This is a genomic window from Egicoccus sp. AB-alg2 (genome assembly GCF_041821065.1).
GTDB lineage: Bacteria > Actinomycetota > Nitriliruptoria > Nitriliruptorales > Nitriliruptoraceae > Egicoccus.
In genome coordinates this window covers 1-11,821 of sequence record NZ_JBGUAX010000014.1, presented here as the reverse complement: position 1 = coordinate 11,821, position 11,821 = coordinate 1, and the positions used below count along the sequence as shown (strand labels likewise).

11 protein-coding genes and 3 tRNA genes are annotated in these 11,821 nt (G+C 70.8%); 8 read left to right on the top strand and 6 right to left on the bottom strand.

Annotated features, from left to right (window positions below; genetic code table 11):
- The first annotated feature begins 7 nt into the window (after positions 1-7).
- The 4 genes from nuoL to ACERM0_RS21070 all read left to right on the top strand — a co-directional run bounded on the left by nuoL (position 8) and on the right by ACERM0_RS21070 (position 6,781).
- A complete protein-coding gene (nuoL, locus tag ACERM0_RS21085) occupies positions 8-2,440 on the top strand; it encodes an NADH-quinone oxidoreductase subunit L (protein WP_373680614.1) in 2,433 nt (810 codons plus the stop codon).
- 109 nt (positions 2,441-2,549) lie between these two features.
- A complete protein-coding gene (locus ACERM0_RS21080) occupies positions 2,550-4,085 on the top strand; it encodes a NuoM family protein (protein ID WP_373680613.1) in 1,536 nt (511 codons plus the stop codon).
- Between the two features lie 64 nt (positions 4,086-4,149).
- Positions 4,150-5,616, top strand: coding sequence for an NADH-quinone oxidoreductase subunit N (locus tag ACERM0_RS21075; RefSeq protein ID WP_373680612.1), 1,467 nt, complete (start codon positions 4,150-4,152; stop codon positions 5,614-5,616).
- Positions 5,617-5,866: 250 nt separating this feature from the next.
- The gene (locus ACERM0_RS21070) at positions 5,867-6,781 is read left to right on the top strand and encodes a M48 family metalloprotease (RefSeq protein ID WP_373680611.1); all 915 of its coding nucleotides are present in this window, start codon (positions 5,867-5,869) and stop codon (positions 6,779-6,781) included.
- A gap of 37 nt (positions 6,782-6,818) precedes the next feature.
- On the opposite strand, the gene ACERM0_RS21065 is transcribed toward ACERM0_RS21070, so the two are convergent.
- The 6 genes from ACERM0_RS21065 to ACERM0_RS21040 all read right to left on the bottom strand — a co-directional run bounded on the left by ACERM0_RS21065 (position 6,819) and on the right by ACERM0_RS21040 (position 10,558).
- The gene (locus ACERM0_RS21065) at positions 6,819-7,550 is read right to left on the bottom strand and encodes a DedA family protein (protein WP_373680610.1); all 732 of its coding nucleotides are present in this window, start codon (positions 7,548-7,550) and stop codon (positions 6,819-6,821) included.
- On the bottom strand, positions 7,547-8,401 hold the full coding sequence (locus ACERM0_RS21060; RefSeq protein WP_373680609.1) for an Fpg/Nei family DNA glycosylase: 855 nt from the start codon (positions 8,399-8,401) through the stop codon (positions 7,547-7,549). The genes ACERM0_RS21065 and ACERM0_RS21060 overlap by 4 nt, the downstream gene beginning before the upstream one ends.
- A gap of 152 nt (positions 8,402-8,553) precedes the next feature.
- Positions 8,554-8,889: an STAS/SEC14 domain-containing protein gene (locus ACERM0_RS21055; protein ID WP_373680608.1), complete on the bottom strand. Its 336-nt coding sequence runs from the start codon at positions 8,887-8,889 to the stop codon at positions 8,554-8,556.
- A gap of 171 nt (positions 8,890-9,060) precedes the next feature.
- Positions 9,061-9,339: an HIT family protein gene (locus ACERM0_RS21050; protein WP_373680607.1), complete on the bottom strand. Its 279-nt coding sequence runs from the start codon at positions 9,337-9,339 to the stop codon at positions 9,061-9,063.
- On the bottom strand, positions 9,336-10,046 hold the full coding sequence (locus ACERM0_RS21045) for a DUF998 domain-containing protein (protein WP_373680606.1): 711 nt from the start codon (positions 10,044-10,046) through the stop codon (positions 9,336-9,338). The genes ACERM0_RS21050 and ACERM0_RS21045 overlap by 4 nt, the downstream gene beginning before the upstream one ends.
- Before the next feature lie 20 nt (positions 10,047-10,066).
- Positions 10,067-10,558: a YajQ family cyclic di-GMP-binding protein gene (locus tag ACERM0_RS21040; protein ID WP_373680605.1), complete on the bottom strand. Its 492-nt coding sequence runs from the start codon at positions 10,556-10,558 to the stop codon at positions 10,067-10,069.
- Between the two features lie 93 nt (positions 10,559-10,651).
- On the opposite strand from ACERM0_RS21040, the gene ACERM0_RS21035 reads away from it, so the two are divergent.
- The 4 genes from ACERM0_RS21035 (at position 10,652) to ACERM0_RS21020 (ending at position 11,672) form a co-directional block, all read left to right on the top strand.
- A complete protein-coding gene (locus tag ACERM0_RS21035; protein ID WP_373680604.1) occupies positions 10,652-11,194 on the top strand; it encodes a group I intron-associated PD-(D/E)XK endonuclease in 543 nt (180 codons plus the stop codon).
- A gap of 78 nt (positions 11,195-11,272) precedes the next feature.
- Positions 11,273-11,354: transfer RNA gene (locus tag ACERM0_RS21030), tRNA-Tyr, on the top strand.
- A gap of 99 nt (positions 11,355-11,453) precedes the next feature.
- Positions 11,454-11,526 (top strand) — tRNA-Thr (locus tag ACERM0_RS21025).
- Positions 11,527-11,600: 74 nt separating this feature from the next.
- Positions 11,601-11,672, top strand: a tRNA-Met gene (locus tag ACERM0_RS21020).
- Positions 11,673-11,821 lie beyond the last annotated feature (149 nt).

Here is an 11,821-nt window from a genome sequence, read left to right as displayed (position 1 = left end):
GAAGCTCGTGGAAGCACTCCTGGACTACGCGTGGCTGGTGGTCGTCCTGCCGCTGGTGTCGGCCGTGCTCACGGCCGCCTTCGGCAAGCTGATGCCACTGCGCGGCAGCGAGTTCGGCATCGCCGCCGTCGGCATCGCGCTGGTGCTCTCGCTGCTGATCGGCTGGCACACCTTCACCAGCGGCACCATCGAACCGGTCGAGCACGCCTTCCGGTGGTCGCCACTCGGCGGCGGTTTCGTGCTCGAGCTCGGGATGCTCGTCGATGGCCTCACCGCGATGATGTTCGTGCTGGTCACGACCGTCTCGCTGCTGGTGCACGTCTACTCGCGGGAGTACATGGCCCACGAGCCGCGGTTCACCTACTTCTTCGCGATGCTCAGCCTGTTCACGTTCTCCATGCTCGTGCTGGTGATCGCGAACAACACGCTGCAGGCCCTGATCGGTTGGGAGCTCGTCGGACTGTGCTCGTTCCTGCTGATCGGCTTCTACTGGGAGGAGAAGTCCAACCAGGACGCCGCGAACAAGGCCTTCCTCGTCACGAAGTTCGGTGACGTCGGCCTGATCGTGGGCGTGATCGTGCTGTCCGTGCCGATGTTCGCGCTCGCGGAGAACGGGCAGGTCTTCAACATCCTGCAGCTCAACGAGGCCGCGGCGGCCGGCGAGCTCGCCACCGGCACGGTCGTGCTGGGGATGCTGATGATCTTCCTCGCCTGCATCTCCAAGTCCGGCCAGATGCCGCTGCACGTGTGGCTCCCGGACGCCATGGCCGGCCCCACGCCCGTGTCCGCCCTGATCCACGCCGCGACGATGGTGACGGCCGGGGTGTTCCTGCTGGCCCGCCTCTACCCGGTGCTCGCCCAGTCGGCGGTCGTGATGACCATCGTCGCCGTCGTCGGCATCATCACGCTGTTCTTCGGTGGCCTCGTCGCGCTTGTCCAGGACGACATCAAGAAGGTGCTGGCCTACTCCACCGTCTCGCAGCTGGGCTACATGATCGCCGCGCTGGGCGTCGGCGGGTACACGGCCGGCATCTTCCACCTGTTCACGCACGGGTTCTTCAAGGCGCTGCTGTTCCTCGGCTCCGGGTCGCTGATCCACGCCGTGCACAGCAACAACATGTCCGACATGGGCGGCATGCGGAAGTACATGCCGCACACGTACTGGACGTTCATCGTCGGCTCGCTCGCGCTGGCCGGCTTCCCCATGACCGCCGGGTTCTTCTCCAAGGACGAGATCCTCGTGTCCGGCCAGATCTGGTCGGGCAACGGGTTCGTCACCGGTGACCTGGTGTTCTGGGTGGGCCTGGCGGCGGCGTTCGTCACGACCTTCTACATGGCCCGCGCCTGCTTCCTCATCTTCACGGGTGACTTCCGCGGCGGCCACGACACCCACGGCGACCCGGACGTGAAGCACCAGGCCGCCCAGGCCGCCGGCGTCGACCCGGAGCTCGTCGGCCACGGTGTCGCCGAGGACGCCGCCGAGGTACAGGCGCACGAGCAGGAGACCGTCCACGTGGCGGCCGGCGGCCACGCCCCGGCCGCGGGCGGGGGCGGCTCGCACGACGCCGCCGCCAACGCGGGTGCCCACGGTGTCGCCGGCGGCTCGCACGCGGTCGGCCACGACGACGGCCACGGTGGCGGCCACGGCCACGGCCACGGCGGCCACCACGAGCCGCACGAGTCGGGCCTGCAGATGGTGGTGCCGCTGGTGATCCTCGCGGTGCTGTCGCTGACCGTGGGCCTGATCGGCTCGCCGCTGTGGACGGCCGAGAACAACTTCGAGACGTGGACGGCCACGCCGATCCTCGAGGAGGCCACCTACCCGTTCGTCGAGGGCGGCGGCTACGGCGAGGGCGAGGAGGACCACGGCGCCGAGGCGGCCGGGCTGCAGGGCGGTGGCGTGCTGGCGGCAGGCCCGTCCGTGCTCGCGGCTGCCGAGGAGGGCGCGCACCCGGAGATCCTCCACGGCCCGCCGAGCTGGCACTTCGACGTGCTCGCGCTGGCCCTCGTGGCGTTCCTCGCGGCGGTCGCGCTCGCGTACCGCCTCTACGGCCGCGGGCTGCCCGCCGAGGACCCGACCTTCAAGATGGGGGCGCTGTCGAAGGTGCTCGTCGCCAAGTACGGCTTCGACACGTTCGGCTACCGCTACGTCGTGGTGCCGGTGCGCGACAAGCTCGCCACGTGGGCGACGGACTTCAGCAACAACCGCATCGACGGCTGGGTGGCCGGCGCCGGGACGCTCACCAAGCGGGCGGCCGAGTCGACCTACCAGGTGCTCGATCAGAAGGTGATCGACGGTGGCGTCAACGGGGCGGCGTTCAGCGCCGCCTGGTGGAGCGACCGTCTGAAGCGCCTGCAGTCCGGTGACGTGCAGCGTTACGCCGGCGCCATCGTCGCCGGAACGATCGTGCTGGTGCTCGCGTTCGCGGCGGCCAGGTAGCAACTCCTCGGCCGCACGCGGCCACGACAACGCAAAGAATCGGTGACGGCGCCGCGAACCAGACGGGGCCGCTCTCGCCCTCACAGGGCGAGCAGGAGGGAACGACACGATGGACCCGCAGACCGCAGGTTGGGCACTGATCGTCGCCCTGTTCCTGCCCCTCGTCGGGGCGGGACTGCTGGCGCTGATGCCCGCCCGGCTGGACCGCGAGATCCGCTGGGCGGCGGTGGGCATCACCGGCGTCGCGTTCGCGGTGGTCGTCGCGATGACGGCCGCGTTCGACTTCGGCTCGACCGGGGAGCTGCAGTTCCAGACCGACGTGTCGTGGATCTCGGCGATCAACGCCAACTTCCACATCGCGCTGGACGGCATCAGCCTGCCGCTGTTCTTCCTGACCTACCTGCTGCCGCTGCTGTGCGCGATCTACACCACGAAGATCCTGCCCGCGCCCGGCAAGCCGAAGGCCTTCCTCGCCCTGATGCTGCTGTTGCAGACGGGCATGGCCGGCACCTTCGTCGCCTTCGACCTGATCCTGTTCTTCATCTTCTGGGAACTGGTCCTGGTCCCGATGTTCTTCATGATCGGGATGTGGGGTGGCGCGCGCCGTGACTACGCCAGCGTCAAGTTCTTCCTCTACACGCTGTTCGGGTCGATCTTCATGCTGGTCGCCTTCCTGGCGATCTACTTCCAGAACGGCGCGACCACCTGGGACATCCAGGCGCTGTCGGCGGCCGGCGGGGTCGGTGGCCTGACGTTCCAGACCTGGGCGTTCCTCGGGATCTTCCTCGGCTTCGCCATCAAGGTCCCGATGTGGCCGTTCCACACCTGGCTGCCCGACGCGCACACGGAGGCGCCGACGGTCGGCTCGGTCCTGCTGGCCGGCGTCCTGCTGAAGATGGGCACCTACGGCTTCATCCGGATCGCCCTGCCGATCCTGCCCGACGGGGCGATGCGCTTCGCCCCCATCATCGGGGTGCTCGCCGTCATCGGCATCATCTACGGGTCGCTGTGCTGCCTGGCCCAGACCGACGTGAAGCGCCTGATCGCGTTCTCGTCCGTCGGCCACATGGGCTTCGTCATGCTCGGCATCGCCGCCATGAACGAGTCCGGCATCCAGGCGGCGCTGTTCGGCAACATCGCCCACGGCATCGTCACCGGCATGCTGTTCTTCCTCGCCGGCTCGCTGCACGAGCGCTACCACACTCGCGAGATCGCCGAGATCGGCGGCGGGATGTTCACCAAGATCCCGCGCTACGGCGTGCTCTTCACCTACGTCGCGGTGGCGTCGCTGGGCCTGCCGGGCCTGGCCGGGTTCTGGGGCGAGTTCACCGCGATGTGGGCCGCGATCAGCCCGGGCGGCGGCCTCGCCGACACCTACCAGGGCCTCTACCTCGTGCTGGTCATCTTCGCGGCGATCGGGACCGTGCTCACCGCCGGCTACTTCCTGTGGCTGCTGCAGCGCGTGAACCTCGGCCGGCCGATGGCCCGCTGGGCCGACGAGCCGCTGCAGGACGTCATGCGCGTGGAGTGGGTGTCCTGGCTCCCGCTGCTGATCCTCATCCTCGCCCTGGGCGTGTACCCGCGCCTGGTGTTCGGCGTGCAGGACGCGGCCGTCAGCAACCTGATGGGCTGGGTGCTGGGCTGACGCGACGCATCGACCGGCGGCCGGCCCCCCGGCCACGACGACCTTCGAGACGGGAAACCTGACCATGGCCATCGACTTCTTCGCGATCGCACCGGAGATCGCGCTGACGGTCACGGCGCTGATCGTGCTGGCAGCCGACCTCGCCCTGCGTGGTGAGGCCAAGCAGCTGGTCAACCCCGTCGCGGGGCTCGGCACGCTGGTCGCGATCGGCTTCACGATCGCGCTGTGGGGCGAGCAGCGCGAGACCTTCGGCGGCATGTTCGTCGTCAACGAGTTCGCCGTGGTCTTCAAGCTGCTGTTCCTCGGCAGCCTGCTCGCCATCCTCGGCATCAGCTGGCGGTTCTTCGCCGAGGGCCGCTACTTCCAGGGCGAGTACTACTTCCTGCTGCTCACGTCGTTCATCGGCATGCTGCTGATGCCGTCCTCGCGCGACCTGCTGCTGCTGTTCATCGCGCTGGAGACCGTGTCCGTTCCGGCGTTCGTGATGGCCGGGCTGCGCAAGCGCGACCTGTACTCCTCCGAGGCGGCACTGAAGTTCTTCCTCATCGGCGTGCTGTCGGTCGCGCTCATGCTCTTCGGCATGTCGATGGTCTACGGCTTCGCCGGGTCCACCTACCTGCCCGACATCGCGGCCGCGATGGGCGGCGACGCCGAGCTCACGCCGCTGCTGCTGGCGTCGGTCATGCTGGTGATCGTCGGATTCGCGTTCAAGATCTCCGCGGTGCCGTTCCACTTCTGGGCGCCCGACACCTACGCGGGCTCGCCGATGCCGGTCGCGGCCATGCTGGCGGTCGCGTCCAAGGCCGCCGGGTTCGCGGGTCTGATGGCCGTGGCGTTCATCGCCTTCGAGCCGGTCGCCGACGTGTGGGCGCCGGTGCTCGGGGTGCTCGCCATCCTGACGATGACGATCGGCAACCTCGTCGCCCTGCAGCAGCGCGACCTCATCCGTCTGCTGGCCTACTCGTCGGTCGCGCAGGCCGGCTACATGCTGATCCCGTTCGGGCTCGCCCGTTCCGGGGCCCCCGAGGTCAACGACGCCGCGGTGTCGGCCATCGTGTTCTACCTCGTTGCCTACGCCGTCATGAACATCGGTGCGTTCGGGGTCGCCATCGCCGTCAACCGTCGCACCGGCCTGCGCTCCCTGGCCGACTACGCCGGTCTGGCGCAGAAGAGCCCGCTCATGGCGATGGCGATGACCGTGTTCCTGCTGAGCCTCGGTGGCGCGCCGCCGACGGTGGGCCTGTGGGCGAAGTTCGCCATCATCGAGGCGGCGCTCGTCGAGGTCACCGTGTTCGGCATCGTGCTGATGGTGTTCCTCGCGATCAACTCGGTCATCGCGTTCTTCTATTACCTGCGCATCGTCAAGGGCATGTGGATGGACCCGGCCCGCGAGGGGCTGCCCGCGCTCCAGCCCGGCTTCCAGCTCTCGCTGGTGGTGCTGGTGCTGATGGTCGGCACCGTCGTGCTCGGGGTGCTGCCGGGCCTGGTCACCGACTACTCGTCGCTGACCAGCCTGCTGGCCACGGGCTGACCCGCGCGGCTCCTCCCGCGCCCGTCGCAGGCCACGGGGGGCACCGGGGCCCGGCCGCCGGCGTCCGCGGCCTCGAGCCGCCAACGCCCACGGCGTCCGTCCGGCCGGCCGGACCCGAACCCCTCGGTGTTCACGTGATGTGAGCCGAGGCGACGTAAGTTTCGGGTAAGGCCGCTGTCCGGACATCTGGCTCCGGACGAGCCCCGCTCGTACCCTCGCCCTCGGACCCTCCGTACCGAGAACGGGTGAGATGTTCAAGAGCGCGAAGACGTTCGTCCTGTTGGCCGCCATGTCGGGCCTGCTGCTGCTGATCGGCGCACTCGTCGACCCGGGTAACGGCGGCTTCCTGACGTTGATGCTGATCGTGGCGATCGCCATGAACTTCTTCAGCTACTTCTACTCGGACAAGCTCGCCATCAAGATGGCGCGGGCGCAGCCCATGGACGAGGCGCAGTTCCCGGACGTGTACGCCACCGTGCGGGGGCTCGCGCAGAAGGCCAACCAGCCGATGCCGCGGCTGTACCTGTCGCCGTCGCCGCAGCTGAATGCCTTCGCCACCGGTCGCAATCCGCAGAACGCGGCGGTGTGCATCAACCAGGGGCTGTACCAGGCGCTCGACCGTGAGGAGCTCGAGGGCGTCATCGGCCACGAGCTGCAGCACGTCTACAACCGGGACATCCTGATCGGTTCGGTCGCCGCCATGATCGGCACGGCGATCTCCTACCTCGCCCTGATGCTGCGGTGGCTGCCGATCATGGGCGGCAACGACCGGAACGGCATGAACCCGATCGCGGCCATCGCCGCCTCCATCATCGCACCGGTCGTGGCGATGATCATCCAGGCGTCGATCACCCGCTCGCGCGAGTCGCTGGCCGACCACACCGGGGCCGAACTCACGGGCAAGCCGCTCGCCCTCGCCCGGGCGCTGGCGAAGCTCGAGCGAGGCGCCAACGACCCGCGGCTGCTGCGGGCCGGGGGCACGAAGGCCGAGACCAACCCGGCGATGCAGCACCTGTTCATCGCCGCGCCGTTCGGTGGCCGCGCCGCCATGAAGCTGTTCTCCACGCACCCGCCGATCCCGGAGCGGATCGCGGCGTTGGAGGAGCAGGCGCGCCAGATGGGCCAGCTCGGACCCGGCCAGTCCTTCGCCGACGGCTGGCGCTGACCCGGCGCCGACACCCGGCCGCGGCGCCCGGGTCGCGTCAGGCGTCGGGCGCGCCGTCGCCCTGCGGCGAGGCCGCACCGGTGTCCGGCTCCGCCGGCATCGCCTCGGCCTCCCGCTGGATCCAGCGGGTGAGCAGCAGCACGAGGACCACCACGAACGCCACGCCGGCACCGGTCAGCCACGGGCCGCCGTCCTCGTAGGCCCGTCCCAGCACGTAGCCGGCGCCCACCGCCGTGCCGAACCCGGCCACCGCACCCACGAAGTCCGCAGCGAGGTACCGGCGGGCCGGCACGTCCGACGCCCCGGCGGCCGCCGCCAGCACGGTGGGCGGAATCGTCGCGATCCGGCCGAGCACCGCGATCGCCGGGCCGCGCTTGGCGAGGATCCGGTCCGCAAGCGCCAGCCGGTCGGCCGGCACCGCCCGGTGCAGCCATGCCGGCCCGTCGCCCGTGCGCAGCGCCTCGCGGTAGAGGCGACCGAGCGCGAAGAAGACCCAGACGGCCGCGACCAGGAACGGGAAGGCGGCCAGCCACAACTCGAGGATCGCGGGGTCGCCGCTGATCCGGGCACGCCCGCCGCCGAGCAGCAGCAGCTCCTTGCCGGGCCGCAGCGCGAGCAGCAGCAGGAAGCGCTCGCCGAGCATGACCGGGATGAGCGGCAGCATCGCGATCGGGATCGCGAACCGCAGCACCGCCAGGGTGAGCAACAGGCGGCGAAGGACCGCCCGGTCCTCGCGGGCCGCCGGCGCGGGCTGGGCGCCGGCGCTCACGACGCGGCCCGGTCGCTGGCGGCGGTCCGGCGTATCGCTGTCGACCCGCCGCGCCGCCGTGGACGAGGCTGGCACGACTCGCAGGCATATGCCCAGCGCCCGGCGATGTCCCAGCGGCGTACCTCGGTGTCGCATCGCGGGCAGCGGTCCGACTTGTAGACGTACGTGGCCTGCTCACTGGTGAGCTTCGCCCGGGACACGCCGACCTCCTTCGGGTCCACCGTGATGATGCGCTGCTCCTCGACCCCACTGCGCAACCACGCGCGCAGCGTCCGCCACATGCTGTCCCACTGCGCGCGGGTGATCCGGTTGGCCGGGGTCTCCGGGTGCAGGCCGTGGACATAGAGGATCTCGGCCCGGTAGACGTTGCCGATCCCGGCCAGGACGGCCTGGTCCATCAGGGCCTGCCCGATGCCGATGCGGCGGCGCTGCAGCGCCGTCCAGGCCCGGTCGGGGTCGGCGTCGTCGCGCAGCGGGTCCGGACCGAGCCGTCCCGTGATCGCCTCCACCTCGTCGGGCGTGACGAGGTGGCACTGCGTGGCGCCGATGAGGTCGAGGGACACCTCGTCGCCCACGACGCGGTAGCGCACGGTCGGCCGTGGCTCCGGTGGTGGGACGGCGTGCCGGTGGAACTTGCCGTACAGGCCGAGGTGGACGTGCACCACCCGTTCGCCCTCGTAGTGGTGGAACAGGTGCTTGCCGTAGGCCTCGGCGCCCACGAACCGGGAGCCGTCGAGCAGCGCGGCGCCCTGCGCGAAGCGGCCCTGGGGCGACGACACGGCGACAGCGGTACCGGCCAGCCAGCCGGTGTGGTCCCGGGCGAGCCGGTGGATGGTGTGGCCCTCGGGCACGGGCGGGTCCTCGACAGGCAGGAGGCGGGGGAGCGCGGTCGTGCACGGACGGCGTCCGTGCACGTGGGGTCAGGGTATGGCTCCCGGCGAGCGCCACCGTCGGCGCGAGGCGGGCGACCCGTCGATGCGCCGGAGGAGCCGCCCGCGGGCGGTCAGGCGCCGTCGGCGTCCTCGCCGCGCACCCACGCCCAGGCGTCGTTCTGCTCCTCGGGCGGGAAGTGGGCCGCGTCGGCGAACGGGCGTGCCGCGGTGGTCGCCCAGCGGTGCCAACGCTCGTCGCCGACCACGGCCAGACGCTCGACCCGACGGAGGTAGTCGGGGGTCATCTCGAGGTCCTGCCAGACGGCCTCGGGTGTCAGGTCGTCCATGCCGTCGATGCGCACCAACAGTCGCAGGTCGCCGTGCTGTTCCATCGCGACGCGCATCTCGGCCTGCATCCGCTCGACGTCGTCGCGCTCGAGCCGGCCTTCGACGGCGTAGCCCAGCACACGGCCCTCGCTCTCCGGCAGCTTGCGGTACGTGCTCCACCTCGCGTCGCATGGAGCCACCGTAGGAGGCCGTGGCAGCCGCGCCACCGGCGTGCCCCGAGCGACCGGCCCGAGCGCGCCTCGGCGTGCCCCGCCCGAGCGACCGCCCCGGCCGCGCGACGTAGGGCGTGCTCAGGCGCTGCGGAGGGCGCCGCGCAGGTCCGCCGCGGCGGCGTCCAGGACCCGCTGGTCACCAGGGGTCGGCACCCACGGCAGCACGAGCCCGTCGTCGGGATACCGCGGGATGACGTGGACGTCGTGCAGGTCGCGGGCATGGTCGCGCGGGATCACCAGCGTGTGCCCGCGCGTGGCGGGGTTGATGTCGAGGAACGCCACGGTCCGCGGCGTCTCGTGCACCACGCGGGCGGGTGCGTGGCCGGCGACGATGGCGCAGAAGATGCAGTCGGTCACGGGTCGGCTCCGGGTCGTTGGCGTCGTGGGGGTCGATCGCGGCCACGGCCGAGCCCGGCCGCCTCGGCGTGGGCGGACAGGTGCTGGCCACGGAGCAGCCACACGGCGGCGACCACGTACCAGACGTCGGCGGTGGTGTTGAACACCCGCTGGGCAATCCCCGTGCCCCATCCCAGCAGGCCGGCCTGGTTCACGAGGAACACCGCCAGCGCGGCGCCACCGAGGGCCCAGCACCAACTCGCCAGCACGGGCAGCGCCGGGCGGATGCGCCACCCGATCAGCAGGGGCGCGAGGACGAGCAGTCCGTAGCCGACCGTGGCGAGCACGCCATGGCCCGTGTCGGTCCACGTCGTTCCCAGCCCCGGGCAGCCCGCGGTGCAGGGGAACGCGAGGATCAGGCCGGTCGCGATGCCCGAGCCGACCACGGCGGCCGGCCCCAGTGGCGAGCTGCCTGGCAGGCGCCGGTGGAGCAGCCAGCCGAAGCCGATCAGCCCGAGGGCGCTCACCAGCAACCCGGAGCTGATCAAGAGCCGTGGGGCCGTGGACGCGGCGAGGTCGAACAGTTCGCTGATGGCCTGGTCGGCCGGGTCGTAGTCGTCCTCGAGCACGCCGCCGACGGCCCATGACGTCACGTACCAGGCGAGCGCGACGACGGCCGCGACGGCCAGGCGTCGTTCGCCCGGCGTCAGCGGGGTACCGGGTCGCACGCCGCGCGAGACCGGGACGGCTACTTGTAGTTGGTGAACCGCAGGGGCGCGTCGTAGTCCTTGGAGCGGACCATCGCCTGGATCTCCTGCAGGTCGTCGCGCTTCTTGCCGGCCACCCGGATGTGATCGCCCATGTTGGTGGGGGTGACCTTCAGCTTGGTCGCCTTGATGTCCTTGACGATCGTCTTGGCCAGGTCGGCGGGCAGCGTGTTGATGAGCGCGACGTCGATGCGGCTGCGGCCACCGGCGACGTCGCGCGGGTCGGCGACGTCCAACGCCTTCAGCGACACCTTGCGCTTCACGATCTTGTCGCGCAGCACCTCGAGGGCCGCGCGGGTCCGGTCCTCGGAGACGGACTCGACCCGGATGCCCTCCTCGCCGGCCCACTCCACGACGGTGTCGGTGTCCTTGAAGTCGAAGCGGGTCGCCACCTCTCGGGCGGCCTGGTTGATGGCGTTGTCGACCTCCTGTCGGTCGACGCCGGCCTCGATGTCGAAGCTGGACTCGGCCATGGCGGTCTCCTCGCGTCGCCGGGCGTGGCTGTGGACAGGCCGCGAGCCTACTCGCCGGCCACCTCCACACTGCCGACCGACCGGAGGCGCGCCATGCCCGACCAACCATCCCTTCCGCTCGCCGATGGGCGCTCGGCCGAGCCCGTCGTGGCGGCGGGTGGTGGCGCCGCGGTGGCGGCGGGCGAGGTGGCGACGGGACACCGGGCGGCGCACCTGGCCAAGGCCGGCCGCCGCTCGCCGGACACGATCTGGCGCGCCAACCCGCGCGAGCAGGGGCTGCTCGGCGTCACCGACGCGATCGCGTACTTCGGTCGTCGGGGGTGGGCGGTCAGCGTCCCGCTGATCGACAGCCAGCCCTACGACCTCGTCGTCGACGACGGCCGGCGCCTGCACCGCGTGCAGGTGAAGACCACGACGTACCGGTCCCCGTACGGCATCTTCGTGGTGTCGCTGGCCACCCGCGGCGGCAACCGGAGCTTCCACACCGTCAAGCCCTTCGACGCCGCCGCCTCGGACCTCCTGTACGTGCTCGCCGACGACGGTGGTCGGTGGCTCATCCCGACCGCTGGCGTCGCGGCGCGGACGACCTTGAGCCTGGGCGCCAAGGTGGCGGCGTACCGCCTCGCAGAGCCCTGAATCGACGCACGTCCGGTTTGCCTGCCGACCCGCCAGAACCTACCCTCCGTCCCTGCCCGTGACGCCAACGGGCCACCCGGAGGGATGTCCGAGCGGCCAAAGGATCTCGGCTGTAAACCGAGCGGCTATGCCTTCGCAGGTTCGAATCCTGCTCCCTCCACCCAGGTACAGCTTCAGCCAGCACCATCTCGACGCACGACCGTGCACGTCGGGTTCGACGCGCCGGATGGTGCTGGCTACGCTGCGCCCCCGCAAGCCCGCCCTGGTAGCTCAGTCGGCAGAGCACATCCATGGTAAGGATGGGGTCCGCGGTTCGATTCCGCGCCAGGGCTCCGGGTCCACCCGGACCCGTATGGACCGCGTGCACGTGGCTCCCGGCCACGGGCACCGTCGGACGCTTCGTCACGGCGGCGTAGCTCAGAGGTAGAGCAAGCGACTCATAATCGCTGTGTCGGTGGTTCGAGTCCACCCGCCGCTACGAGCCGACCGTGGCCCTTCGGCTCGCCCCCGGTGGTGACGTGAAGGGCCATCGGTCGTGTCAGCACGACCGTCCATCACCCGTCAGAGGCAGCACCACGCTGCGGGCCGGATCCGCCGGCCGCCAACGGTCACCACGAGGAGCGAACT